29 protein-coding genes are annotated in these 26,523 nt (G+C 40.1%); 23 read left to right on the forward strand and 6 right to left on the reverse strand.

Annotation, left to right across the window (positions count from 1 at the left end):
* The first annotated feature begins 85 nt into the window (after positions 1-85).
* From J2S07_RS01925 to J2S07_RS01955, 7 genes are all read left to right on the forward strand, one after another.
* Positions 86-1,606 carry a PAS domain-containing sensor histidine kinase gene (locus J2S07_RS01925; protein WP_307148703.1) on the forward strand — a complete coding sequence of 507 codons (1,521 nt, stop codon included), beginning with the start codon at positions 86-88 and terminating at the stop codon, positions 1,604-1,606.
* Positions 1,569-2,063: a methylated-DNA--[protein]-cysteine S-methyltransferase gene (locus J2S07_RS01930; RefSeq protein WP_307148704.1), complete on the forward strand. Its 495-nt coding sequence runs from the start codon at positions 1,569-1,571 to the stop codon at positions 2,061-2,063. Before J2S07_RS01925 ends, J2S07_RS01930 begins: the two co-directional genes overlap by 38 nt.
* Positions 2,064-2,279: 216 nt before the next feature.
* The gene (locus J2S07_RS01935; protein WP_307148705.1) at positions 2,280-2,522 is read left to right on the forward strand and encodes an aspartyl-phosphate phosphatase Spo0E family protein; all 243 of its coding nucleotides are present in this window, start codon (positions 2,280-2,282) and stop codon (positions 2,520-2,522) included.
* Between the two features lie 367 nt (positions 2,523-2,889).
* Positions 2,890-3,711: an electron transfer flavoprotein subunit beta/FixA family protein gene (locus J2S07_RS01940; RefSeq protein WP_307148706.1), complete on the forward strand. Its 822-nt coding sequence runs from the start codon at positions 2,890-2,892 to the stop codon at positions 3,709-3,711.
* A gap of 50 nt (positions 3,712-3,761) precedes the next feature.
* Positions 3,762-4,790 carry an electron transfer flavoprotein subunit alpha/FixB family protein gene (locus J2S07_RS01945; RefSeq protein WP_307148707.1) on the forward strand — a complete coding sequence of 343 codons (1,029 nt, stop codon included), beginning with the start codon at positions 3,762-3,764 and terminating at the stop codon, positions 4,788-4,790.
* Positions 4,783-6,078 carry an FAD-dependent oxidoreductase gene (locus J2S07_RS01950; RefSeq protein ID WP_307148708.1) on the forward strand — a complete coding sequence of 432 codons (1,296 nt, stop codon included), beginning with the start codon at positions 4,783-4,785 and terminating at the stop codon, positions 6,076-6,078. The genes J2S07_RS01945 and J2S07_RS01950 overlap by 8 nt, the downstream gene beginning before the upstream one ends.
* Positions 6,078-6,362, forward strand: a complete 285-nt coding sequence (locus J2S07_RS01955; RefSeq protein ID WP_307148709.1) for a ferredoxin family protein — start codon at positions 6,078-6,080, stop codon at positions 6,360-6,362. Before J2S07_RS01950 ends, J2S07_RS01955 begins: the two co-directional genes overlap by 1 nt.
* An 86-nt stretch (positions 6,363-6,448) precedes the next feature.
* On the opposite strand, the gene J2S07_RS01960 is transcribed toward J2S07_RS01955, so the two are convergent.
* From J2S07_RS01960 to J2S07_RS01970, 3 genes are all read right to left on the reverse strand, one after another.
* On the reverse strand, positions 6,449-6,898 hold the full coding sequence (locus J2S07_RS01960) for a YndM family protein (RefSeq protein ID WP_307148710.1): 450 nt from the start codon (positions 6,896-6,898) through the stop codon (positions 6,449-6,451).
* 112 nt (positions 6,899-7,010) lie between these two features.
* Entirely contained in the window at positions 7,011-8,180 is a 1,170-nt protein-coding gene (locus tag J2S07_RS01965; protein WP_307148743.1) for an MFS transporter, read from the reverse strand.
* Between the two features lie 182 nt (positions 8,181-8,362).
* Positions 8,363-9,871 carry an ATP-binding protein gene (locus J2S07_RS01970; protein ID WP_307148711.1) on the reverse strand — a complete coding sequence of 503 codons (1,509 nt, stop codon included), beginning with the start codon at positions 9,869-9,871 and terminating at the stop codon, positions 8,363-8,365.
* Positions 9,872-10,038: 167 nt separating this feature from the next.
* On the opposite strand from J2S07_RS01970, the gene J2S07_RS01975 reads away from it, so the two are divergent.
* The 15 genes from J2S07_RS01975 to J2S07_RS02045 all read left to right on the forward strand — a co-directional run bounded on the left by J2S07_RS01975 (position 10,039) and on the right by J2S07_RS02045 (position 22,002).
* Entirely contained in the window at positions 10,039-10,476 is a 438-nt protein-coding gene (locus tag J2S07_RS01975) for a MarR family winged helix-turn-helix transcriptional regulator (RefSeq protein ID WP_307148712.1), read from the forward strand.
* A 123-nt stretch (positions 10,477-10,599) separates the two neighbouring features.
* Complete coding sequence (locus tag J2S07_RS01980) at positions 10,600-12,294, forward strand: M3 family oligoendopeptidase (RefSeq protein WP_307148713.1); 1,695 nt, start codon at positions 10,600-10,602, stop codon at positions 12,292-12,294.
* Positions 12,295-12,589: 295 nt separating this feature from the next.
* The gene (locus tag J2S07_RS01985) at positions 12,590-13,561 is read left to right on the forward strand and encodes a hypothetical protein (RefSeq protein ID WP_307148714.1); all 972 of its coding nucleotides are present in this window, start codon (positions 12,590-12,592) and stop codon (positions 13,559-13,561) included.
* A 1-nt stretch (position 13,562) separates the two neighbouring features.
* Positions 13,563-14,009 carry a cytochrome c maturation protein CcmE gene (locus J2S07_RS01990; protein ID WP_307148715.1) on the forward strand — a complete coding sequence of 149 codons (447 nt, stop codon included), beginning with the start codon at positions 13,563-13,565 and terminating at the stop codon, positions 14,007-14,009.
* 20 nt (positions 14,010-14,029) lie between these two features.
* Entirely contained in the window at positions 14,030-16,015 is a 1,986-nt protein-coding gene (locus J2S07_RS01995; RefSeq protein WP_307148716.1) for a heme lyase CcmF/NrfE family subunit, read from the forward strand.
* 2 nt (positions 16,016-16,017) lie between these two features.
* On the forward strand, positions 16,018-16,488 hold the full coding sequence (locus J2S07_RS02000) for a cytochrome c-type biogenesis protein CcmH (protein WP_307148717.1): 471 nt from the start codon (positions 16,018-16,020) through the stop codon (positions 16,486-16,488).
* 12 nt (positions 16,489-16,500) lie between these two features.
* Positions 16,501-16,860, forward strand: a complete 360-nt coding sequence (locus tag J2S07_RS02005; protein ID WP_307148718.1) for a hypothetical protein — start codon at positions 16,501-16,503, stop codon at positions 16,858-16,860.
* Positions 16,861-16,862: 2 nt separating this feature from the next.
* Positions 16,863-17,204 (forward strand): hypothetical protein, encoded by a 342-nt coding sequence (locus tag J2S07_RS02010; RefSeq protein WP_307148719.1) that lies wholly within the window; start codon positions 16,863-16,865, stop codon positions 17,202-17,204.
* 19 nt (positions 17,205-17,223) lie between these two features.
* Positions 17,224-17,928, forward strand: a complete 705-nt coding sequence (gene ccmA / locus J2S07_RS02015) for a heme ABC exporter ATP-binding protein CcmA (protein ID WP_307148720.1) — start codon at positions 17,224-17,226, stop codon at positions 17,926-17,928.
* Positions 17,925-18,608 (forward strand): heme exporter protein CcmB, encoded by a 684-nt coding sequence (locus J2S07_RS02020; RefSeq protein ID WP_307148721.1) that lies wholly within the window; start codon positions 17,925-17,927, stop codon positions 18,606-18,608. Before ccmA ends, J2S07_RS02020 begins: the two co-directional genes overlap by 4 nt.
* Positions 18,608-19,318, forward strand: a complete 711-nt coding sequence (locus tag J2S07_RS02025; RefSeq protein ID WP_307148722.1) for a cytochrome c biogenesis protein — start codon at positions 18,608-18,610, stop codon at positions 19,316-19,318. Before J2S07_RS02020 ends, J2S07_RS02025 begins: the two co-directional genes overlap by 1 nt.
* Before the next feature lie 16 nt (positions 19,319-19,334).
* Positions 19,335-19,466: a CcmD family protein gene (locus tag J2S07_RS02030; protein WP_307148723.1), complete on the forward strand. Its 132-nt coding sequence runs from the start codon at positions 19,335-19,337 to the stop codon at positions 19,464-19,466.
* A gap of 24 nt (positions 19,467-19,490) precedes the next feature.
* Positions 19,491-19,997, forward strand: coding sequence for a TlpA family protein disulfide reductase (locus J2S07_RS02035; protein WP_307148724.1), 507 nt, complete (start codon positions 19,491-19,493; stop codon positions 19,995-19,997).
* Positions 19,998-20,075: 78 nt separating this feature from the next.
* Positions 20,076-20,585, forward strand: a complete 510-nt coding sequence (locus J2S07_RS02040) for a cytochrome c3 family protein (protein WP_307148725.1) — start codon at positions 20,076-20,078, stop codon at positions 20,583-20,585.
* Positions 20,578-22,002 (forward strand): ammonia-forming cytochrome c nitrite reductase subunit c552, encoded by a 1,425-nt coding sequence (locus J2S07_RS02045; RefSeq protein ID WP_307148726.1) that lies wholly within the window; start codon positions 20,578-20,580, stop codon positions 22,000-22,002. The genes J2S07_RS02040 and J2S07_RS02045 overlap by 8 nt, the downstream gene beginning before the upstream one ends.
* Before the next feature lie 145 nt (positions 22,003-22,147).
* Here the strand turns inward: J2S07_RS02045 and J2S07_RS02050 are convergent, their stop codons facing one another.
* Complete coding sequence (locus J2S07_RS02050; RefSeq protein WP_307148727.1) at positions 22,148-24,289, reverse strand: ATP-dependent Clp protease ATP-binding subunit; 2,142 nt, start codon at positions 24,287-24,289, stop codon at positions 22,148-22,150.
* Between the two features lie 160 nt (positions 24,290-24,449).
* Here J2S07_RS02050 and J2S07_RS02055 point away from each other — a divergent pair, with 160 nt between their 5' ends.
* Entirely contained in the window at positions 24,450-25,478 is a 1,029-nt protein-coding gene (locus J2S07_RS02055; RefSeq protein ID WP_307148728.1) for a YkvI family membrane protein, read from the forward strand.
* A gap of 39 nt (positions 25,479-25,517) precedes the next feature.
* Here the strand turns inward: J2S07_RS02055 and J2S07_RS02060 are convergent, their stop codons facing one another.
* Both J2S07_RS02060 and J2S07_RS02065 read right to left on the reverse strand, forming a co-directional pair.
* Complete coding sequence (locus J2S07_RS02060) at positions 25,518-26,135, reverse strand: CPBP family intramembrane glutamic endopeptidase (RefSeq protein WP_307148729.1); 618 nt, start codon at positions 26,133-26,135, stop codon at positions 25,518-25,520.
* Between the two features lie 92 nt (positions 26,136-26,227).
* Complete coding sequence (locus J2S07_RS02065) at positions 26,228-26,416, reverse strand: YkvS family protein (RefSeq protein WP_307148730.1); 189 nt, start codon at positions 26,414-26,416, stop codon at positions 26,228-26,230.
* Between the last annotated feature and the right edge of the window lie 107 nt (positions 26,417-26,523).

Genomic DNA, 26,523 nt, shown 5'->3' on the forward strand with positions numbered 1-26,523 from the left:
GAGGTGTTTCAAGCGTGAATGTAGAATATGAGATTTATATTCTATTTTTTGGTCCAATCACGATTATGCTTAAAGGGGGGATACGATGAAGGAAAGGCGGTTGCAAGATGATTTGGCACAGCTAAAGCGGGATGAAGAATTGCAAGAACTTGAAAAGAAAGTGCAAAAAAATGCAGATCTATACAGAGATTTATTTCTAGAGGCTTTAGATGGAATTATTTTTTGGAACAATGAGGAAGGAATCATTGAAGCGAATGAATCCGCTTGCAGAATTTTCGAAAGCAGTGAGCAACAGTTAAAGAATAAGAAGCTAGAAGACTTTGTTTGCTTAAGTCAGAAAAAATATTCGAAAGTATTGAATGAACTTAAACAAAAAGGCTCGGTCAGAGATTCCCTTGTTTTTTTGATGCCTAATGGCCAGAAGAAAATACTGGAGTTCACAACAAAGCTTCATTCTGTCGATGGTCACCACATGACGATCCTGCGTAACGTAACCGATAGTTATAAAATGGAGCAGGAGCTGAGGAAACGAGAAGCAAAGTTTCGCAGTATTTTTGAATGCTCCATTGAAGGAATCATCCTTTGGAATAATCAATTTGAAATCGTAGATGTTAATCCCGCTGTAGAGGAATTATTGAACGAAACGAAGCATGCATTAATAGGGCAGTCAATTTTGTCTATATTGGCTAGAAATAAGATGACGAGGGAACATATCAAAGAACAAATTCAGCTTCATAAATACACGGAACAATCAAGTGGGATTTTATCATTAACTCTTAGAAACGGTGAAAATTTAGATGTTGAGTATTCGACAAGAAGAAATGTATTTTCGAAACTTAACCTGACAACTTTTAGAGATATCACTGCGAAGCTGAAAATGGAAGAACAGCTCCGAAAGTCAGATACGCTAAGTGTGATTGGACAGCTTGCAGCGGGGATTGCCCATGAGATCCGCAATCCCTTAACAGCGCTTAAAGGGTTTATTCAGTTACTAGAGGATATGATTAAGGAAGATCACTCTATGTATTTTAGTGTCATAAAATCTGAATTAAATAGAATTGATTCCATTATTAATGAATTTCTCATTTTGGCCAAACCAAAAGTTGTTCAATACATAGACAGCGACATTGTGAATATCATGAAGGATACAATTGAATTATTGAAACCACAGGCAGTATTACATAATGTGCAGTTTAAATTCGAAGTGGAAGATGAAATCCCTACCATTGTTTGTGAACCTAATCAGCTTAAGAAAGTTTTCATAAATTTGATCAAAAATGCGATTGAAGTGATGCCAAATGGTGGCTTTATTACGATAAACTTGAGATTATTAGAGGGGAAAGAGATTCTCATCTCTATTCAGGATGAAGGAGAGGGCATCCCTCCAGAAAAATTACAGATGTTAGGTGAGCCATTCTATACGACAAAGGAAAAAGGAACCGGCTTAGGATTGATGGTTTCCTATCAAATTATTGATGAACATAATGGGCAAATTGAAATTGAAAGTGTGCAAGGAAAAGGGACTACTTTTTTGATTAGACTTCCTACCCGAAAGGATGACAGACAGAATGAAGGAATACACAAGCATCCAAACGATTATAGGTGAACTCTATATTGTCATAGAGGATGAGAGGATTGTAGCCATCCATATGGGTGAAGAGGACTTTTTACAATCTGAAAATCCAAGTCACATGACTAATAATAGAAATCATCCGTTATTAAATGAAGCTTCTCGGCAGTTACAGGAGTACCTGTCGGGGAAGCGGTCAGAATTTGATTTACCCTTAAAGGTTGAAGGGACAGAGTTTCAAATGAAGGTATGGAAACAGCTTCAGTCAATCCCCTATGGAAAGACTAGCAGCTATCAAGATGTTGCTGCTGCAATAGGTAATGAGAAAGCGGTCAGGGCTATCGGACAAGCCAATAAAGCAAATAGACTGCCAATAATTATTCCTTGTCATCGTGTCATAGGAAAAAATCAGTCATTGACTGGATATGCAGGAAAACGCATAAATATTAAAGAAGAACTGCTGTTGATAGAAGGTGCACCCTTTAAGAAATAGATAAAAACCTCCTAAGTAAGTGCGGAAAATGTCGAAAGTATTGCCGAAACAGAAGGTTTCTTAACCTTTTTGAGAATATTCGATAAAAATTTTGTCTAAAATTGCGATTCTATTTACTTTTGTATAAATTCTTGCCATAATTCATCAAGTAGGTTTAATATTCTAGTCATAGGTCATTGGAAGGATTACGGGATGAATACTTAGGGGGAAAAGACTGTGGGATACGATAGCAGTATGATACTAGATGAAATTCAAAAAAAGAGAGAGATAATGATGGAAACCGCTAAGAGAAAGGGTTTCACAAACGATGACACGGTTCGTTACAGCCAGGAATTAGATCAACTTATCTATGAATATCAATGCCATTCTAAAAGACCAGGAAAGAGACAAGATGAAATAAGAATGGGGATCACTCAAATTATGTGGACGCTGCCGTCGGTACATTTAATAGTCCAGTAAATTCATTATAAATAGCAATGTTGGGGGAAGGTTCTATCAGAGGGCCTTTTTTTTATTTTTCTAAAAAGATATCCATTTGGGAAATATTCGCACTTGTGTGATTTTTATCATAGTTTGTTACAAATTGTTTTTTATATGATGTTGGTAAATGTAATTTATCATCTATTAAAAATTTACCTCTTAGATTTCCAGTAGTTTTTCTTCAAACACCATTTGATTATTCTGCACAAATAGAGTATGAAACTTCACCTTCAACGAGAATGAACCCGTTTGTACATTTCTGTTCTATAGGATCTAGACTATAGAAGGCATGACAAAATATATCCACTATTAAGCAATACCAATCGAGAAGGGGGTTTTTTTAAGCATGCATATTGTCGTTTGTGTCAAACAAGTACCAGACACAAAAATAATTAAGATCAATCCAAGGACGAACACGCTTGACCGTCGAAGTGCCCCAGCCATCCTGAATCCTTATGATGCGCACGCAGTCCAAGAAGCAGTTAAACTAAAGGAAAAACTGGGAAAGGGGAAAATTTCAGTTTTGTCGATGGGTCCACCGCAAGCAACGGAGGTTATTAAAAAATCCATTGAGATTGGTGCGGATGAAGGATATCTAATTTCTGACCGTGCTTTTGCTGGTGCGGACACGCTCGCAACCAGTTATGCATTATCAAAGGCTTTGGAGAAGATTGCTGATGAACTGCCAATTGACATGGTTCTTTGTGGAAAGCATGCGATCGATGGCGATACGGGTCAGGTCGGTCCAGGTATCGCAAGAAGATTGGATATCCCTCCCGTGACGAATGTCATAGAAGTATGTGAAATTAATAAGCAAGAGAAGATGGCAGTGGTCAAAAGAAAGCTTACAAATGGCTACGAACTGGTTCAAGTGAAACTGCCTTGTCTGTTAACCGTAGAGAAGGAAATTAACATGATTGAGTATTCTCCTCTGCCAAACATGATTAAGGCTGCTAGATATAAAGCCAATATTTGGACCGTAGCGGATTTGGGCGAGGTAGATAAGACACAGCTTGGTTTAAAGGGCTCTCCTACAGTAGTTGGAAAAATGTTTACCCCTCCAAAGCTTGAGGGCGGAAAGATGCTAGAAGGTTCCTCAGATGAACAGATTGCACAGCTTATGGAGGTTCTAATGGAGCGGAAAGAGCTCTTAAATGTGAGTAATTAACGAAAAATTGCTATTTTTGCCAATATAATTGATAGATTGGGGGATCATCCATGATTGAAGAATACCGTGGAGTTTGGGTATTCATTGAGCAGAATGATGGTGAAATTGAGGGGGTATCACTCGAGTTACTTGGTGCTGGTCGCAAGCTTGCTGATAAACTAGAGGTCCCACTTGCCGGTGTTTTGCTTGGTGAGGGAATAAGAGAGCTTTATTCTAAGCTGATAGGTTATGGTGCGGATATTGTCTATTGCATAGACCATCCAGTATTGCGGGATTATCGAACAGAGTCCTACATGAAGGGTGTAAATTATCTTGCTGAGAAATACAAGCCAGAAATTTTCTTATTTGGTGCTACTCCAAATGGAAAGGATTTAGCTAGTGCGATCGCAACCGATCTGAGCACAGGGCTAACTGCAGATACAACGATGTTAGATGTGGATGTGGAAAAAAGACTATTGGAGGCAAGCCGACCTGCCTTCGGTGGAAACATAATGGCGACGATTCTATGTAAGAAGCATCGTCCACAAATGGCTACGGTGAGGCCAAAGGTGATGAAGGCACTTCCATTTGATGCAACGAGACAAGGTGAGATTATCGAGGAAACGATCGACCTGTCAGAAGAGACGATGCGGACAAAAGTGCTTGAAATTGTGAAGGATGTAACAAAAAATGCTAAACTAGCTGATGCCCACGTCATCGTATGCGGTGGAAAAGGGATGGGGGATGCGGCTGGCTTCCAGTTGATTCATGATCTTGCAGAAACGATCGGAGCAAGTGTAGGAGGGACAAGAGACGTCATTGAAGCAGGTTGGCTTCCTCATGAGCTGCAAATTGGCCAAACAGGAGAAACCGTTACTCCTAAGATTTATTTTGCCATCGGAATCTCAGGAGCGATTCAGCATGTTGTGGGGATGAAGAACTCTGAATTGATTATCGCCATCAATAAGGATCCGAATGCAGCGATATTTGAGGTCGCTACCTATGGCATTGTTGGAGATGCATTGGAAATTGTACCGAAGTTAATAGAACAGTTTAAAGAGCAACAGAAAAGCATGGGGGGTGAGCTTAACTATGCCTGAGAAGTTTGATGTGATCGTTGTAGGGGCTGGTCCTGCGGGTACCGCCTGTGCCTATACTTGTGCCAAAAATGGATTAAAAGTATTACAAATTGAGCGTGGAGAATATCCGGGCAGTAAGAACGTAATGGGAGGCGTTCTTTACCGAAAGCAAATGGAAGACATAATTCCAGAGTTTTGGAAGGAGGCACCGCTTGAGCGACCGATCATCGAGCAGCGCTTTTGGATGATGGATCAGGAATCAACCGTTACCTTCGGTTATAAGGGTCTGGAATGGGGAGTGGAGCCTTATAATAACTTTACCGTCTTGCGAGCACCCTTCGATCAATGGTTTGCTAAGAAAGGGGTCGAAGAGGGCGTTCTATTAATCAATGAGACAGTTGTGACAGAATGTATCGTCGAAAATGGAAAGGTAATAGGGGTAAGAACCGATCGTCCTGATGGAGACATTCATGCAGATGTAGTAGTGCTGGCCGATGGAGTCAACTCCCTTTTAGCAAAGGAATTAGGGTTTCATAAGGAGTTAAGACCCGATGAGGTAGCCCTCACGGTGATGGAGGTTATTAATCTTCCAAAGGACAAAATCAATGACCGTTTCAATTTAGAAGATAATCAAGGCTGTACGATCGAAATTTTTGGTGATTCGACCAAAGGAAATTTAGGCACCGCTTTTCTCTACACCAACAAAGACAGCTTGAATATTGGAGTGGGAACCACCTTGTCCAGTATGATGAAGGCAAAGCTCAAACCGTATGATTTATTGGATTATCTGAAAACACATCCTATGGTAGCTCCCCTTTTAGCAGGTGGAGAATCAGCGGAATATTTGGCCCATCTAATTCCAGAGGGCGGCTACAACTCTGTGCCTAAGGTGGCAGGAAATGGCGTTTTGGTGGTTGGAGATGCAGCCCAGTTTGTGAACGCCATCCACCGTGAGGGGTCTAATATGGCCATGACCTCAGGGAAAATGGCGGCTGAAGCAGTGATCAAGGCGAAGGAGCGGAATGATTATAGTGAAGCGAGCCTAAATAGCTATCGTGAAGCACTAAACAATAGCTTTATTATGAAGGATCTCGAAAAATATAAGGATGCTGCCCATACGTTTGAAAATCATCCACAATATTTCAAGGAATATGTACCGATGATGAATCAGGCCATGAGCAAATTCTTCACCGTCGATGGTACGCCAAAGAAAGAGAAACAAAAGCAGATCATGAAGAGCTTTACGAGTGAAAAAGGGACCTTTGGTGTGATCAAGGATATTTATCGAGCATGGAAGGCGGTGAAATAATGTCAACAACCACAATTGAAGAAAAACAATATTTGACTCGATTCAGGGCTGACACTAAGTCTCACTTAACCGTGCTTGATCACGATCTTTGTCAGACACAATGTCCTGATAAATTATGCACCCTTTTTTGCCCAGGAGAAGTGTACAAATGGGAAGGGAATCGAATGCAGGTAGGCTATGAGGGCTGTCATGAATGTGGTAGCTGTCGCATTGGCTGCCCTCACCAAAATATTAAGTGGGAATATCCAAAGGGCGGACATGGGATTGTTTTTCGATTGGCTTAATGAATAGAAGAGCTCCTTAAAGCTTGCAAAAAATAGACAAAGGAAAAAACACAAGTCGAAGAGGCTTGTGTTTTTTCCTTTCATGCTTATTCGTTGTCATTTTTATTGTTATTGAAATCTGGCGAGAACTCTTCAGATGCCTCTGTTTGGTATTGGAATGTATGGGGGCGAGTTGATTCCCTTCTATTTCGGCCGTTATTTGTGAAATTGAACATATAATTATGGAAGAAATACTCGCATACTGCCACTCCAATTGCTGAAAAAAGAGCCATTGTGAAGGCAGTTTTTGAGGCAGTTAGTAGGGAGATCATGACCCAAATAACTGCAAGGGATAGCCCTAGGTCAGCCAGTGTCGCAACAAAATTGTTTGTCCTCGGCAAAATTCCCAAATCACCTACAAAATAGGATACGACCCCTAAGATTAAAGTGATGAGGAATACATTCCCAAATGTCATCCCGTAATAAAGACCTAAAATAAAATACAAAATTGCTAAGGTTGCTAAAAACTTTATTGCCATTGCCTTAAAGTGTCCCATTTTGATCACCTACCTTTTGAATTGTTTGGAAGAGCCTTTTTCTATTTTGCCTTCAATTTAGGATTTTATGAGTAAAATGTGGATCAAAAAAAGGATGGGGCATCCCATCCTTTTAATCCTTCGGAAGAAGCAAAGTCAGTATTCCTAGCAACGGTAAAAATCCTGTTAAAATAATCGTTAAAGATAGACCGATCTGATCGGCGAGATACCCTAATACAATCGAGCCAATAGCTCCCATTCCAAATGCTAAGCCCACTGTTAACCCTGACATCAAGCCAACCTTCCCAGGTACAAGCTCCTGAGCATAGACGACCGTTACCGAAAAGCTTGACATAAGAATGAATCCAGTAAGCATCAAAATAATAAAGGCAAATGTTTGTGGGACAAAGGGCATGATGATAGAAAGTGGAGCAGTCCCTACAAGGGAAATAAGAATAATATTTCTTTTTCCAAAACGGTCGGCAAGTGGACCACCAAAAAACGTACCTAACGCACCTGCGACTAAAAAGGCAAATAAGAATCCTTGCGCTTTCTGGATGGAAAATCCATAGTTATCGATGGCATAAAAAGCATAAAAATTGGTGATTCCAGATACATACCAGGACCGAGCAAAGATTAAAAATAGCAATAAGGTAAGATAAAAAATGATCTTGCCTGAAAAAGGATTCTCAGCTGCTAATGCATTCTTTCCTTTTTGCTTCAGGGCTTGTATGTCAAGATTTAATTTTTTCGAGTACCAGATGGCAATATAAACTAACAGGATTACAGCCATGGCAGCTACAAGCGTAAACCATGCAGCTCCCTTCTGACCTAGTGGTACGAGGATTAGTGCTGTAATTAAAGGTGCCAACGCTTGGCCGGTGTTACCACCAACCTGGTAGATGGACTGTGCCAATCCTCTTTTGCTCCCTGCTGCCATATGAGCGACTCTTGAACCTTCCGGGTGGAATACCGCTGAACCAAGACCGATAAAAAAAACGGCAAGAACAATCCAAGCAAAAGATGGGGCGAAAGCTAAGCCAAGCACACCGAAAAGTGTTGAAGTTAAGCCTATAGGCAAGGCAAATGGCATGGGTCTTTTATCTGTAGCGACCCCAACGATTGGCTGCATGACGGAGGAAACCATATTCAGTGAGAATGCAATAATACCCAGTTGAGTAAAGGTTAATCCCATTGATTTCTCGAGGATCGGAAACATTGCTGGAACCACAGCCTGAATCGAATCATTTAGAAGATGACAGATCCCAAGAATGACGAGAATTTTGAAGTTTGTATTTGTCATTTCCTTCTTATAGGATGATGTAAGTGCAGCTTGACTCAAATGTTTACCCTTCTTTCTTCAGTTCGTATATTCCTATGTTACAAGAAATCAACTAGAATTTGGGTAATTTTCGTTAAAAAGATCAAAAAATGATCCTGCATGAAAGACTGCAGGATCATTCTTATTGGCTATTTTCGTCAAGCTTATTGATTTCTTTTCAGAGGGAGGATTATGGTAACCGTTGTTCCTTTGTTCTCCTTACTGGTAATTTGAATCCTACCTCCAAAGGAATTCAAAATACGTTGGCAAACAACTAGTCCCAAACCAGTACCGGTTGCTTTTGATGTATAGAATGGAGTAAACACTTTCTCAAGCAGCTCTGGCTCAATTCCTGTCCCGTTATCCATAATGGTTAACTCGCAATGCCGATGCTTCTTCCGCAATACAATTGAAATCATTCCCCCACTATCCATCGCTTCAAAGGCATTTCTCGTAATATTTAGGATGACTTGCTTCATTTGATCCTTTGTACACATGACCAGAATTGGCTGTGATGGAATTTCGCAAACAAATTCCGTTTGTTTTAGCACAGCCTCTGTTGAAATAAGGGGATGGAGCTCTTGAAGTATCTCTGTTAAATCTACAGGTGCTAAGCTTTGGGCTGTTGGCTTTCCAAGGATTAGAAATTCACTCGCTATTTCATTGATTCTTTCTATTTCTTGATTGATTACTGAGAAATAAAATTGGTCTGCTGGGTTTTCGTATTTTTCACTTAATAGCTGAACCAAACCCTTAATCCCAGTTAAAGGATTTCTAATTTCATGAGCAGTACTCGCAGCAAGTGTCCCAACTAATTCTAGCTTCTGTGTTTCAAGTTCTTGTTTCTCGCGAGCAGCTTGTTGTTTTAGGAGCAGATATATGATGAATAAAAATAGCACATGTGTAAGAATCAAAATGGTTCCAATTACTTTTAAATTGTTGAAATAGATTCCTTTTGCATCCTGCTCTGCCACTTTCACCTTTATTTTCCATGGCAGCCTATCAATGGGCATCGTTATCCATTTTCCTTTGCTCAAGCTTTCATTTTGAGCTCCAATGTTAAATTTAATTAGTGGTTCATTATCGGAACTTAACACAAATAAGCTTGATTCAGGAGTGAGGACCTTCATGATATTTTCAATATAATCCAGTCTTAGAAAAATCACGCTAATGGCAATTAATTCATCGTTCTCGTTGATGACTGGAGCAGCAAGACCAATCAAGTATTGCCCATTTTCCGAAACCATCTTCTTATTCGAAATGACAATATCTTTTGTTAACATCACTTCTTTTACAAAATCAACATGGAGCAAGCCGTCCTTTGTAAAAGCATCATTTGAACCCGTTATGATATTTCCTCTTTTATTAAGGATGTATATTCCCCCATACCGAGGGTCGGATTCCTGGGTAGTATCAAGGAGGGGCTTCATCTTATTCAAATCAGCAAACAGAGTGGTAGCGGTCATCGATAGCATTTCGAGGGTTTTAACCGTGTCTCCGATGCATTCATCCCAGTATGATTCATGTATGGATGCGAACCATCTCGCATCCTCTATTCTATCTTGAAGATTTTCTTTGTTTCGTGCTTGAATAAACATAAAACTAGCAAGTAATGTCGGAATAATCACAATGATGATATAAAGAATCATTGTTCTTTTACGTATCCTAATCATAAATAACCTCAACACTTTTAATAAATGGCGCTTTTCATTATAACACTTTTAGAGATTAAAAAGGCCAAACATATATATGAAATTGACATCTGCATAAGGATTTTTCTATAATAACTTTAAGTGAATACTTCATATTGAAAATTCTCAAATTAAAGGAAATGAAAAAAATGCCTTCAGAAGATGTTAAACAATCATTAAAATTATTCATTGTTTTATCCAGAGCCTATCGTGCTGTCAATGAAAATGTAAATAAAATGATCCAGACATATGGCTTGAATCCAACAGAATTTGCGGTATTGGAGCTTTTATATCATAAAGGGGATCAACCTCTGCAGCAAATCGGTGGTAAAATTCTTTTAGCAAGTGGAAGCATCACTTATGTCGTGGATAAGCTTGAGGAAAAGGGATATTTAAGAAGGGTCGCCTGTCCCAATGATCGAAGGGTCACGTTTGCCCAAATTACTGATCATGGCAAGCAATTTATTGAAGATGTTTTCCCTGATCATGAAAGAAAGATCCATCAATTAATGTCTGAGCTTTCACCTGAGGAGAAAGAGGTCGCGATCACACTATTGAAGAAGCTTGGATTATCTGCCGGAAAATAACTGTATATTTGCTGCTTACGGTCCTGAATAAAGGGCCGTATTTTTTTCAAAATAGACCGCTTCGTTTCTTTCTAGTATAATTGCTTTTGTAATTTCTTAATTTTTTGAAAAGGGGGCTTTCAAATGGGGTTCAGTCAATATACATATTCCAGACCAAATTTTGAAGCTGTTGAGCAGAGCTTTGATAAAGCTTTGCAAAAATTTAAAGATGCCACCACTTTTGAAGAGCAAAATGAAGCAATGAGGGAGATTAATGATCTTCGCAATGATTTAGGAACGATGTTCAATCTTGTGTATATTCGTCATTCTGTTGATACAAACGATGAATTCTATCAGGCCGAGCAAGATGTAATGGATGAATTAGAGCCTCAGGTTGATGGTTTAGTTACGAAATACTATGAAGCACTTGTTCACTCTAGGTTTCGTGCGGAGCTAGAAGCGAGGTGGGGGAAGCAATTATTTGCCCTTGCAGAAGCACAGTTGAAGGTGTTCTCACCGGAAATTGTTCCTCTATTACAAAAGGAAAATAAATTATCAACTGAATATACGAAGCTGATGGCTTCAGCGAAAATCATGTTTGAAGGGGAGGAACGAACTCTTGCCCAAATGGAGCCTTTTACGGAATCAAAGGACCGCGATATGAGAAAGAGAGCGAGTGAAGCCCGCTTTGGATTCTTGGCTAGTCATGAGGAGGAGCTCGACAGAATCTTTGACGATTTAGTAAAAGTTCGTACTGAAATTGCTCATAAACTTGGCTACAATAACTTCGTCGAGCTTGCTTACCACCGTATGCAACGGACTGATTATAATGCTGAAATGGTAGCAAAATTCCGTGACCAGGTGAAAGAGTATATCGTCCCTGTAGCAACGAAGCTAAAAAAACGTCAGCAGGAAAGAATTGGGGTAGATTCCCTTAAATACTATGATGAAGGGTTCAATTTCGAATCTGGTAATGCGGTTCCAAAAGGTAGCCCTGAATGGATTATCGAAAACGGCCAAAAAATGTATGATGAGCTCTCGAAGGAAACTGGTGAGTTCTTTACCTTTATGAGAGAGAATGAGTTAATGGATCTTGTGGCTAAGAAGGGGAAAGCTGGTGGGGGCTATTGTACCTTTATTGAAAATTATAAGGCACCATTTATTTTTTCGAACTTTAATGGGACTTCCTATGACATTGATGTTTTAACCCATGAAGCAGGCCATGCGTTCCAAGTATATTCAAGCCGTCATTTTGACATCCCTGAATATTACTGGCCTACCTATGAAGCATGTGAAATTCATTCAATGAGCATGGAATTTTTCACTTGGCCGTGGATGGAGCGGTTCTTTAAGGAAGACAGCGACAAATATAAGTTCACTCATTTGAGCTCTGGCCTACTGTTCTTACCTTATGGTGTTTCTGTCGATGAGTTCCAGCATTGGGTCTATGAAAATCCGAATGCGACTCCAAAAGAACGGAAGCAGGTTTGGAGAGAAATTGAGAAAAAATATTTGCCTCATAAGGATTATGACGGAAATGAATATTTGGAAAATGGGGGATTTTGGCAACGCCAGGGCCATATTTATAACTCACCATTCTATTATATTGACTATACTTTGGCACAAATTTGTGCCTTCCAGTTCTGGAAGCGTTCAAGGGAAGACCAGAAATGCGCATGGGAAGATTATGTTAAGCTTTGCAAGCTAGGGGGTAGTAAACCATTTACCGAGCTTGTGAAGGAAGCGAACCTCATTTCTCCATTTGAAGACGGCTGTGTTGAGTCGGTTGTCGGAGAAATTGAAAGCTGGCTAAATACTGTAGATGACAAAAAATTATAAATTATTCTGACTGATCCAGATGTTTTGGGGTCAGTCTTTTTTTTATAAGCTTTTTATTCAAAGAGACTCATTAACAATCTGATCATACCTTGTTCACAATTTGGTAATACGTAGAGAGTAATTTGTGACAATGATCACAGAATGACAGTGATTAAAAATGGTTTAAATATAGATAGAAGTTATACCCACTTAGAAGAAATCTATCTATTTAACTAATAAGGAAACTTATGTGAAAAGTTTCACAAAAATGTCACATTTCCTCTGATGAAATCAAGGCTCAGAAAGGATGCTCATGATGAAAAAAATATCGGTCTTATGGACGCTCACGCTTTGTTTCTTTCTGGCTATGCCAGCTTTTACAAAGGCAGAAGAATCGGAAAATTCATTGAAAATGGAGGAGCTGACCATTCAGGTCCTACCGGAATACTCCTATCATCCGAAAGCAAAGGATAAAAATCAACCACCCTTGTTAATTGGCTATCATGGCTCACTTATTAACAACACCGACAAGGCTCTCAAAGGAAAAATTGAAATTCCTCTACCAACAAAGGAAAAGAATTTTCAATTAGGCTATGTCGCAGACTATTCCACTGATTTAAGGGAAATGAACGAAATAGAGTATGAGCTTGATCAGAAACAAGGGATTATTTCTTGGGAAACGAGCAGAGAAATTGAACCTCAGGAAGTCTATAAATTTGTCATTGAATACTATACAGACGGCATTGAAGTATCAAAGGAACAGAAGACTCTTGAATATAGCTTTAAAAGCTTTGCTGATATTGGCTTAGTAAACTTAATTTTTGTCGAACCTCTCAAATCTGATAGTTTCAAGCTTGAACCAGCGGCTGAAACTCATCAAAAGAATACCTACAACATGGATATGTTTCTGTATCAAATAAAGGGTATGAAGTCAGGCGATGAAAAGAAGGTTAAGCTCGCATATGAGCGCAGCGATGATCGCACGACGGCTGAAATTTTGGAGGAGATGGCCGGAGAAACAGGTCAAAAGACCGCAGCTACAACGAAGAAGAACGAGGAGAAAATCCCTACATGGTTGATTGTTTCAGTTGTAGGTGGGACGACTGCTCTAGCAGGTATTCTACTTTTCTTCATCCTTAAAACACGAAGCAAGAAAACAAAACCAGCTGAAAAGGCAAAAGAAAATAACACCGAAATGAAGAAAGCGAAGCTTCGGCAGATGGTAATGGACGGTCAAATCACAGAAGAGGAATACAAAGAGCTATTAAATAAACTCGGGGGGAATTAGGTTGAGTAAAAATGCGAAAATCATTGCAGGATTAGTCCTTGCGGCTGTGGCACTTTCGATTCTAATGTTTACATCCATGCCTAGTGCAGGAAGTAAGGAGCTCAAAATTTCTGAGCTTGTCAAAAACAGTGCTCAATATAAGAATGACTACGTGATGACACAAGGACTGTTAAATAAGGATTCAGTAAAATGGAATGCTGACAAAATTGAGCTTCAATTTGAAATCTATGACGAGGATAATCAAACATTGTCCGTTTTTCATAATGGGATTAAGCCAGATAACTTCACAGATGATGTCATTGTTATCGTAGAGGGATTTATGAATGATAAGGGTGTTTTTGAGGCAGAGAAGGTACAGACGAAATGCCCTTCCAAGTATGAAGGTCAAGACATGGAAAATTACGACCCAAAAACACATCAAAAGGTTATTGAAGACAAACAAGAATAGAAAGGAGGGTGGTGATCGGTATGTATATTATTGGGAATACGGCACTTTATTTAGGAATAGCGATTGCGGTCTATGCACTAATCGCCAATTTGATTGGAATTAAGAACAAGAATAATAGATTACTAGAAAGTGCTCGAGGTGGAGTGCTATCCCTTGTGTTCGTGTCTAGTATCGCTACATTTCTCCTTCTCTATAATCTTGGAACCAGCCAGTTTCAATATGAGTATGTAGCTGCTTATACGAGTAAGAATTTGCCATTAGTATATAAATTAACTGCCTTTTGGGCAGGAAATGCTGGTTCGCTATTATTATGGCTCTTCCTCTTATGCATATATGCAGGGTTTCTTGTTTTCTCCAAGGAAAAAAGAAACCCGATGATGCCATATGTTTCTAGCATTCTGCTATTGAATATCCTATTTTTCTTCCTAGTTCTCGTGTTCAGCAGCAATCCATTTAAAATGACAGACATCATTCCTGCTGACGGGAAAGGCTTGAACCCGATGCTACAGCATCCAGGAATGATCCTGCACCCTGTAACTTTATATTTAGGCTATGTAGGACTTGCAGTTCCATTTGCATTTGCGATTGCCGCCCTTATTCTCAAAAGAATGGATGCAGAATGGATCAAGCTTACAAGACGATGGACATTAGTTGCTTGGTTGTTTCTTACCCTTGGAAACATCATTGGCGGCTGGTGGGCGTATCTCGAATTGGGCTGGGGTGGATACTGGGCTTGGGATCCAGTTGAAAATGCAAGCTTCCTCCCATGGTTAACCGTATCAGCCTTCCTGCATTCCGTCATGATTCAAGAGCGGAAAGGAATGCTCAAGACCTGGAATATTAGCTTAGTGATCATTTCTTATGCACTCAGCTTGTTTGGAACTTTCTTAGTACGAAGTGGTGTTCTAACTAGTGTACACGCCTTTGGAGATGGAAACCTCGGAACCTATTTCTTAATCTTCATGGCGATTATGTTGACCCTATCACTTTATGTCGTGATAACGAGATATCAGCTTATCAAAAAAGAAACAAATCCAATTGAATCCTATTTTTCTAAGGAAAGCTCCTTCCTTTTAAATAACTTAATTCTTGTTGCTGGGGCATTCGCCGTTTTCTGGGGCTCCATGTACCCGCTGATTTCCGAAGCGTTAACCGGAACGAAGGTGAATGTTGGACCACCGTATTTCAATAAAGTAATGGCACCAATCATGCTTGCGTTGATTGTCTTAATGGCGATTTGTCCACTGATCGCATGGCAAAAAGCAACCGTAGAGAAATTCCTGAAAAGCGTGATTTGGCCTTTAGCTGCAGGAGTTATTTCAGCGATTATTCTTGTCGTGATGGGTGTGAAAGGGATATTTGCCATTATTGGGTTAGCTGCCACCGTCTTCATGTTTGCCACACATGTGAAGGAATATATCGATGGTACACGAGCAAGAAGAAAGGCAACAAAAGAAAATGTGTTAAAGGCTGCATACAAGCTACTAACGAAGAATCAAAGAAGGTATGGCGGCTATATTGTCCACATGGGAATTGCGATCATCGCGATTGGCGTTATCTCTTCTCATGCCTATGTCCAGGACGTGATGAAGACCGTAAATCTTGGTGAAACGATCAAGATTGGCCATTACGAAATGACCTTCCAAGGGCTATCTGAGCATCAAAAAAATGGCAATGGCATCGTCGTAGCTAAGCTTGACACCACCTATAAAGGAAAAAGCATCGGCACGATTAAGCCTGAAAAAATCTTCTATGAAACATGGCCAGAGCCATCAACGGAAGTAGCCATCAAAACAAATTGGAAAGAGGATTTGTATATCGTTCTAAGCTCCTGGGAGGACAAGGAGAAAGCAACCTTCCAAGTAAAGGTTAATCCATTCGTTAGCTGGATTTGGACGGGAGGACTTATTATGGTATTTGGAACAGCAATTGCGCTTATTGGGGGCAAAACAACATCCTCTCGTGCTCTTAGATTAAAGCAAAGAAGCGCTAAGGCGGGTGTGTGAAATTGAGAAGGAAAGCATTCCTATTATTAGTCATTTTATTATTCATTCCGATAACAGCATTCGCAGACTATGATTATAACTCGAAGGAATTTCAGGAAGTCGTTTCCCAGCTTTATATGCAGGGGCATGCGAATGATGAACTTTCTACCTGTAAGGTAAAGCAAATGTATTACGATGAAGTGACCCAGATGCTCAATGATGGCATGAAAGCCGATGAAATCATCCAATTTTACGTCGATGAATATGGCCAGGCAGCACTCAAGGAACCAGCAACTGATAAAAGTGGACTAATCGCTTGGGGAATGCCTGTTGTAGGAGTTTTGGCAGGAATAGCTGTTGTCGGGTTTTGGTTAAGGAAGATTAAGGTTAAGAACAAGGTAGAGGCGAAGGAGCAAGACCTTTCGTGGGATTCCGAATTAGATAAGGAAATTACTGCGAAAATTTTCGAAGAAGAGCGCCGAAAGCATTTTTAGGAGCTGATAAAAATGGATTTTATTTTTCTCATAGCAAGTTCCATTATGATTCTGACCTGCCTCTATTTTATCATTTCTCCCTTTTTCACAGGTAAAGAGGGAAAGCTTACGGAAGCAAATACTGGAGAAGATACTTTTACTCTAGAAGCAATTTACGGGGCAGTAAATGAGCTTGAGATGGATTACTTAATGAAAAAAATTAGCGAAGCAGACTATACAAGCCTTAAGGAGCAATATCAGCTACTTGCGGCAGGCATGATGAAACAGGGACAGACGAAGAAAAAGCAGAGTAATACAAAACGCGGTTCCGACAAGGTAGAATTAGAAATTCTAGCAGAGCTACAAAAATTAAGAAAGCAGAAAGGAAGGTAAAGATGGACATTCCAGCATTTCATCCGGAATGGCTTGTCACGTTTTGGTTAACAACACCAGGCTTGAACAAATTGAACCCGCACCTTCTCTTAGTCATCATTGTGATCTTTGTAATCGGCTATTATTTCATCAAAAGAAGAAAAAAGCCAATCGAAAAGTCAGACTCGAATGAAGAGCAGTTTCAACTGCTGTTAACGAAGAAAAATATGCTTGAAAAGGAATTAAATGAGTTAAGAAGCAAATACGAGCAAGAAGAATTAGAAAATGCAGGGCTAGCAAACAAAAAGAAAGAGCTGGAAAAGCATCTTGAGCAAACGATGAGACAATTGCAGCAGTTTATTTGAAAAGAAAGAGTTGAAAGCGATGCTGGAAATCAAAAATCTAACAAAGATTCTCGGAGACAAGCTAATTTTAAGAAATGTGTCCCTGACGTTAGGAAAGGGTGAAATCCTTGCAGTTGTTGGACCTAACGGTGCAGGCAAGAGCACATTCTTCAAATGTACGGTCGGGCTGTTGCAGCCGAGTGGCGGAGAAATCATTCTCGATGGGAATCTCGTTAAGAAAAAATCGGCGATTGCACGAAAAAAAATTGGATTTCTAGGGCATGAATCCTTTCTATACAACAATCTTTCACCGCTGGAAAATCTGCAGTTTTATGGAAAGCTGTATAAGGTTAAGAATCTTGAGGAAAGAATGAAAGAACTTCTGAAAGAGGTTGGCTTGTATCTGTTCAAGGATGTTCCGATTCGTTCCTTCTCAAGGGGAATGATGCAGCGGCTTGCGATAGCAAGAGTGTTGCTTGCAGAACCTGATATTTTAATGCTTGATGAGCCGCATACAGGGCTGGATCAAGAAGCAGTCCAATTATTAAATAAAATCATTATCGACAAAAAGAATAGTGGAACATCCATTCTCATCATCTCCCATGATTTTGAACAGGTGCATAAGCTTGCTGATCGAGTAGCGGTATTAAAAAAAGGAAAAATCGTTGAAACGAGAGAGCTCGCAGAAAGCATGGACCTATATGGGATGAAAGAATGGTATGAAAAGGTGGTGTCCGAAGGATGAAGACGATTCTGATGGATGCCTTCACCATCGCAGGAAAGGATTTGCGAAGCGAATTAAAAACGAAGCAGACAATTGGGATGATGCTTGTCTTTGCAGCATTGGTGATTCTTATCTTTAGCTTTGCTTTTGACCCGACAAACAATATGGTGAAAGCCGTGATTCCTGGATTAATATGGATCATTACGATCTTTTCTGGAATTCTTGGCCTCAATCGTTCATTCGTGTCAGAGCTTGAGAACAATTGCTTAATCGGCTTGAGGTCAGCGCCTATCGATCCGTCGAGTATTTACATCGGGAAGGTGATCGCGAACTTTGTTCTAGTTTCACTCGTTCAAGTCGTCAGTATTCCAGTCTTGTTTCTCTTATTCGGATATCGGTTCACGAGTTCTTATCTGTGGTTTATTCTCATCGTACTCGCTGGCACATTTGGCTTCATTATTGTGGGGACGTTTCTTGCAGCATTGGCAGCTAATGCGAAGAATAGCGAAATGCTGCTTCCAGTCCTTCTGTTACCGCTTATCAGCCCGTTAATGATCGCGGGTGTGCAAGCAACGAATATTGTTCTTGAGAACACAGAAATTCAGTCGGCAATTTCTTGGCTGCAGCTCATGGCTGCCTACGATCTTTTATTTTTAGCTGCCTGCTTTCTTTTATTTGAATTTATTATGGAGGGATCATGATGGAGCAGAGATCCAATCTTATCGATCGAGCGTTACTATATGTTCTTATTCCTGCGGTTTTCGTTCTATTTTATTTGATCTTTATCTGGTCACCAGTAGAAAAAATCATGGGAGTGACACAGAAGATTTTCTATATTCATGTGGGAACAGCATGGGTGGCATTCCTTGCCTTCTTCGTTGTCGGCTTTTATAGCGTCATGACATTAATTAAACCAAAGCTAAATCGCTTTATTTATGCCGGAGTTTCCGCAGAAATCGGTGTTCTTTTTACAACGATTACCTTAATTACGGGAATGACATGGGGAAGAGCAAGCTGGAATACATGGTGGAGCTGGGAGCCGCGCCTTGTCACAACCCTTGTTCTCTGGTTTATCTATGTGGCGTTTTTGTTCATTAGGAAAATGGATGGTTCATGGGAAAGGATTGCGAAGCTTTCTTCTGTGTTTGGGATTATCGGCTGTTTGAATGTACCGATCGTCTTCATGGCCATTCGCTGGTGGAATACGAAGCTGCATCCGATTGTCTTTGGTGAAGGAAAAAATCAAACGGGCGGCGGAATTGAGCCTGAAATGCTTGTAACATTACTATTCTCTGTCTTTACCATTACCCTACTATATGTGTTCCTAATGAGAAAAGGGGCAGAGATTGAGAGAATGCGTACAATCGTGAAGAGATCCAAAAACAAAATCATGAACAAATTAGCGAGCTAATGAGGAGGAATGGAGAATGAACTACTTATTTTTGGCTTATTCAGTGACTTGGGCTTTAATTGCAGGCTATGTGTTATTTTTGGGGAAAAGACAAAAGGCTTTACAAAAGGAAATAAAACAGCTTGAAGAGTGGAATTCGGAAGAATAAGGAAAGTAGAGCGGGTGAAAAAGGATGGCCAAAAAAATTATACCTATTGTCGTCATCGTGGTTGTCATCGGGGTGATTGGGTTCCTCATCAATGGACTTGAAGGAAAGGCATCGACGACACCCGGAGACAATGCGATTGACTTTGAATTAAAGGACATGAATGGAAAAACACATAAACTATCAGACTATAAGGGCCAGACAGTCGTGATTAACTTCTTTGCAACCTGGTGTCAGCCTTGTATTGATGAAGCTCCAGAGCTTGAGGCGTTTAACAGTGAATATAAGGATGCCCAGCTGATCGTCATTGCGAAAGGCGAATCGAGTAAGAGAATGAAAAAATATATTTCCGAAGCTGATTCAAAGCTCTTCTATTTACTTGATACAAAAGAGGAAGTTTCTAAGAAATATAGTGTCATTGGTCAGCCTGAAACGATCATCATTAATAAAGATGGAGTGATTGTTGAGAGATTCACTGGACCGACCACGAAAGAGAATTTAATTCAATTGATTGAAGAAAAAGCCTCTCTCTAATTTGGTTAGAACACGATTGGTCAACTAGATTCGATCGTGCTTTAATAGAAATTTTCCACACTGGAGGGAGGTGAGAAAATGTTAAAAAACAAAAAAATGTTATTATTCATTGGTGTTTTTGTTGGGATTATTTTGTCGGTTGTCACCGTCAAGGGACTAGCCTATAGTGATTCACCAGAGTTTTGTAGCAGCTGTCATTTAATGACACAGGTTCATGATTCCTTTGCTGATTCTAACCATGCGGATCTTGCCTGCGGGGATTGCCACCTGCCTCATGACAACATCGTTCATAAGATGACTGAAAAGGCAAAAGCTGGTATGGGGCATATTTACTATAATACGCTCGGGGTCGAGAAGATTCCTGGGGTATTGCATGCGACAGAAAATTCCGAAAAAATCATTAAGGAAAACTGTGTTAGCTGTCATGAGAATACTGTGAAAAATGTGTCCCATGATGCGAAGGAAGACTGTACAGACTGTCACCAATCAGTACCGCATGGAAAGAATTTCAAAACAGAAGATTACTATAAACCAGCAAAACCTGGTGAGCTTTTAGAAAATAAAGGAGGTAACTGGAATAATGGCTAGGAAATATCATTGGGCATTTTTGCTCCTAGTCGCTGTCATATTCATGATGACTGGTTGTTCTAGCCAGGACTCTGAAAAAGCATCCACTGCGGCCAAAACAGGCTTAAGCAAGGATGAAATTAGCAATGAAGCGTTTAAGGATTTATTCCCGCTTCAATATGACAGCTACATGAAAAACGCAGAAGATACAGAGGATACAAAATACAGTGGTTCCGTAAAGCGTCCAAAATTTGATCATGATAAAGAACCATACCTGCCAGTTTTATTTAACGGATATGGATTTGCTCTTGATTATAATGAAGACCGTGGTCACGTGTATGCAAATGAAGACGTCCGTGCCACTCTACGTATTACAGATAAATCAATTGGTTCTTGTTTAACTTGTAAATCAACAGCTGTTCCACATTTGATTGAGGAAATGGGCGATGATTATTGGGGTGGAAGCTTCAATAAGGATGTTTGGCCAGCTGCAGAAGCAATGGGTCACTCTCCGATTGGCTGCTCTGACTGCCATGATCCAGAAACAATGGATCTTCGCATCACACGTCCAAGCTTAGTGAAAGGTTTGGAATCACAAGGAATTGATGTATCAAAAGCAACGAAGAATGATATGCGTAACTATGTATGTGCACAGTGTCACGTAGAATACTACTTTGCACCAGAAAATGGTGAGGTAACATTCCCATGGTCTGAGGGCTTTAAACCAGAGGATATGTATAAATACTATGATACAGTTGCTAAGCAAAGAGGATTTGACAAAGATTGGGTTCACAATGTATCGGGAACTCCAATGATAAAAGCGCAACACCCTGACTTTGAGACTCATATTGAGGGTCCACATGGCGAGGCCGGAGTAACATGTGCTGACTGTCATATGCCGTATGAACGTGCAGATGGCAAAAAGAAAATTTCGTCCCACTGGTGGAAATCTCCACTTAAGTCCATGGAGGCCTCATGCGGAACATGTCACTCCAACAGAGATCTCGATGATTTGAAGGATCGTGTTGAAAAGATTCAGGATACACATATGACAGCATTACACGCTGCAGAGGATGTTTCTATTAGCTCACACTACTATGTGAACAAGATGATTACATCAGGTGTAAGTGAAGAGAAAATTAAGGAAGCACAGGAGCATGTTCGTAAAGGACAATGGTTCTGGGATATCATCGCAGCAGAAAGTGCAGCTGGATTCCATAACCCTCAGGGAGCATTGGAGTCATTAAAAATTTCTTCCGATGAATCGAATAAAGCCATTCTGATTGCGACTGAGGAGCTTGTGAAAAAAGGCGTAAATCTTGAAGAATTAAAAGCAGAGATAGAGAAAGTAAAGAAGGCTGTGTACGACGAGAAGGATAGCACGAAGAAGCGTGATTACGCTACAAACGACTATTTCCCAGCACAGCAGCCAAAATAAAGAAAACTAATTACAACGAAAACACTGTGCATGTAGTATAATGTGCAGTGTTTTCTTTATTTTGACAGGGATTTGGGTAACTGTCAATTATATTGATTTGTCTTGCATTAAGAAAAGAGGACGATGAGTCCTCTTTAAGCAAATATTATTGATGTTTGATTTTGATCTCGTTATTTTCCATGACGGCCATTAGGGATTTTGCGCTTGGATCGTCAATAACGATGTCTGTAATTTTATCCTCTAACTGTTCCTGAATGACTCTGCGTAGTGGACGGGCTCCGAAGGTTGGATTATAGCCTTTTTCGACAAGTGCTTCCTTCACTTCCTGTGAGACACTAAGTGTAATTTCTTGTCCTCTCAGCATGTCATTTAATTCACTTAACATTAATTCAACAATTTCTAGTAAATGGTTCTTCTCCAATGACTTAAATTCTATGATGCTATCGAATCGATTAAGAAATTCAGGCTTGAAGAAGCTTCCTAATGAATCAAGAATATTAAGCTCCCTTGTTGTATGGTCATTACCGAATCCAACCTTGATTTCTTTATGCCCAACCCCTGCGTTACTTGTCATAATAATGACCGTATCTTTGAAGCTAACCACCCTACCTTGGCTGTCTGTGAGTCGGCCATCATCTAAAATTTGCAAGAATATATGCTGAACATCCAGATGAGCTTTTTCGATTTCGTCTAAAAGGATAATGCTGTAAGGATTTCTGCGAACCTTTTCAGTTAATTGCCCAGCCTCCTCGTGGCCGACATATCCTGGAGGTGAACCAATCAGCTTTGCGACACTATGCTTTTCCATATATTCACTCATATCGAGGCGAATCATCGCATCCTTCGAGCCAAATAGCTCCTCTGCAAGGGTTTTTGAAAGCTCAGTTTTACCAACACCAGTTGGACCGACGAAGAGGAAGGAACCGATTGGACGGTTCTTCGCCTTTAATCCCGCACGACTTCTTCTAATTGCCTTCGTCACCTTTTCGACAGCTTCGGCTTGCCCAACGACTTTTTTTGATAAGCTCTCATATAAGTTTTTCATTTTTGTCTGTTCATCTTCTTGAAGCTTACCGACTGGAATGCCTGTTTTCTTCTCGATGAGCTCCTGGATATGCTGAACGGTAACTGTAGGACGAGTGAGCTGATCCGTTGAGCTTAATGCCTTTTCAAGCTTCATTTCTTCTGCACGTAGCTTGGCGGCTGCTTCGTAGTTCTCTTCCTTTAACACAGCTTCCTTTTCTCTAGCAATTTCTTTCAAGCGTTCATCGATTTTATCCGTTGAAGGATAGTCTGAATGAAGATTAAGCTTTGAGCCCGCCTCATCCATTAAATCTATCGCTTTATCAGGAAGGAAACGATCCTGAATATAGCGATGGGAGAGGGTCACACATGCCCGAAGTGCATCATCTGTATAGGTGACTTCATGGAAGTTTTCATATTTTTCTTTCAAGCCTTGTAAAATTTCAATGGCTTGGTCTACACTAGGCTCCTGTACGATAACTGGTTGGAAGCGGCGTTCAAGGGCTGCATCCTTTTCAATATTACGGTATTCCTTTAAAGTCGTAGCGCCAACTAGCTGCAGCTCGCCACGGGCAAGAGCAGGTTTCAATATGTTTCCTGCATCCATTGACCCTTCAGCAGAGCCAGCCCCAACAAGGAGATGGATTTCATCGATAAAAAGAATGATATTTTTTCTTTGTTGCAGCTCTTGAATCATGCGCTTCATTCTTTCCTCAAATTGACCTCGGATTCCTGTGTTAGCAACAAGGGAGGCAACATCTAGTAGAAAGACCTCTTTATTTTTTAGTTTATTTGGAACTTTGCCTTCCGCAATTCTTGCAGCTAAATCCTCCGCAATCGCTGTTTTACCGACGCCCGGCTCTCCAATTAAGACAGGGTTATTTTTGTTTCGTCTATTTAGAATCTCAATTACGCGATTTACCTCTTCCTCTCGGCCGATTACTGGATCGATGAGTCCAGTTCTAGCCATCTGGGTGAGATTTCTACCGAATTGGTCGATAAATCCTCCAGTCCCTTTTGCTGTATTAGGATTTGAATCTAGCGTTTGCTGTAAATCAGGTGTGACAAATTTCTTAATTAAATCTTCCATTGGCATTTGATTGAAGGGAGAGAAACCTGTCATGCTTGGGCCAAATGCCGTACCGATCTTCGCTCTTTCAGTCTTGTAGCAATTATGGCAAAGATGAAATTGTTTCTCTACTCCGTTTACATTCATGGATAAATGAACTTGCGCATTTGCTTGTTGACATTTTTGACAATACATTAACCATTCCTCCTCCAAATGATTTGACTTTGACTATATTTGACCTTTGTGACTTTATTATACTTTGACCTTTTTTGACTTTCAAGTGTTTTGTCGAAAAAATTTTGCTCGTCATGGTTTGTCCTTCCTTTCATATATTGAGAGGGAGGGAGGTATTTAGATGAAGACAAATTGGGGGGCTGCCTTCCAAATTGCAGCTGTATATGTGGGGACTGTTGTTGGAGCAGGTTTCGCAACAGGCCGTGAGATTGTAGAATTCTTTTCTCGCTTTGGTTTTATTGGCTTAGTAGGGATATTGATGAGCGGGTATATATTCATTTTTCATGGATCGAAGCTAATGAGAATCTCAGCAAGAATTGGCGCGCGCTCCTATCAAGAATTCAATTTATATTTGTTTGGAAAATATATTGGCACAGTCGTAAATCTCCTTATGCTTTTCATGCTGCTGGGAGTATGTGCAGTCATGCTCTCAGGTGCAGGTGCCGTGTTTAGTGAACAATTAGGCTTATCCAAGAGCTTGGGGTTATTCGTGACGATTTTTCTTTCGATACTCGTCATGATTATGGGGACGAAGGGCATCTTTGCTGTTAATAGCTTCGTGGTACCGATCATGGTGGGGTTTAGCTTTATGCTGATGCTTCTTTCGATGAGGTTACCTAATTTTCTTGAGCAGGTCCTATTTATTCCCTATGCGGAGGATGGGTGGAAATCGGTGGTTGCTCCCTTTTCCTACACAGCCCTGAATCTAGGTCTTGCACAGGCGGTTCTTGTCCCTGTTGCGGCGGAAATCAAGGATGACAGGACGGTAAAATGGGGAGGGATTATTGGGGGGCTCCTATTAACGTTGATCCTTCTTTCGAGTCACTTTACGTTAGTGATGCTCCCCGATCTTGAGAGCTATGAAATTCCAATGGCCGTTATTATGAAGAATCTAGCATCAGGCTTCTATTGGATTTTTATTCTAGTTATTTATGGAGAAATTTTTACCTCAGTCATCGGCAATGTGTTTGGATTGGAACGTCAGGTGAAAACCTATTTTTCCCTGCCTAGCATTTTGATCGTGAGTGGTATCTTTGCCATCACCTATCTGATTAGTCTAATTGAGTATGGGGTACTGCTATCATTCTTATATCCAATCTTCGGTTACTGTTGCCTTGTTTTTATCATTCTTTTATGGATGAAGGACTAGAATCGAAAAAAGACTCCGTGGGATCAGAGTCTTTTTCGATCAATTTAAAGGATAGATGACAAATAAAAATAAATCGAAAATCAAATGGGATACAATGACAAGAGGGAGACTTTTCTTCCAGCTGTATAAATATCCCCAGAACACTCCTGAAATAAGGGCAGCCAAAGGGAGAACAAACGAGCCAGAATATACATGGGCCGATGCATAGAGAAGAGATGCAATAAAAATCCCTGTCCACTGCTTAGAGATTTTTTGTATTCTCTTTTGAATAAAGCCGCGCCAAAAGATTTCTTCGCCAGGGATGATGACCAACAAAAGAACGATGTAATGCCATAATACGGAAGGTGAAAGGCGACTATAGAGCTTGGCAATTTCCCTGTCAAAGGGCAAATGAGTGATATCAATAAAAACTCTGCCGACAAAGAAGATGCTGAAAAGAATAGCACCTGAAATCGATCCTATGAGCAAATAATTCATCATCTTCACATGATCTTCGATTTCCTCGTGTAGGATGGAATAACTAATGAGTAATAGCATGGTAGCAGTGAATATATACCAAAACACAACCTTGTTTTGAAAGGTATAGAAAAGCAATAGATGTGCAAGTAGAATGCCGAGAATAAGTCTCTTGTCGCTTAGCCACTTCTGTAAGATCACATTGATACACCTCCATCTACAAAGATTATATGTACTCTTTCCAAACCAAAACCCTAATGGAGTAACATTAGGGTTTTCAAGGTTTATATTGTTTATACTATGGATCCTTTGATTACTTTATAGTTTTTATGATTTACAACCGTTCTTTGGTCAAGTTCCAAATCTCTATAATTGTCCATGTAAGTTAAGTCAACAATGACTGAGTTTTCGTTCACCTTTTCAACGATGCCTTGAAGCCCATCTCTAAATTCAATGATATTGCCAACTTCCGCTTTTTTCATCCATCCTCTCTCCTCGTATAGTAAGTTTAGAATCCTCTTTCGAGGTAATTTCCAGTTCGTTTATTGCTCTTTGATAACTTCATAGATGGTAGTTCAGATAGTGGGGG

The sequence above is a fragment of the Anoxybacillus andreesenii genome (genome assembly GCF_030813005.1).
Taxonomy (GTDB): Bacteria; Bacillota; Bacilli; order Bacillales; family Cytobacillaceae; genus Robertmurraya; species Robertmurraya andreesenii.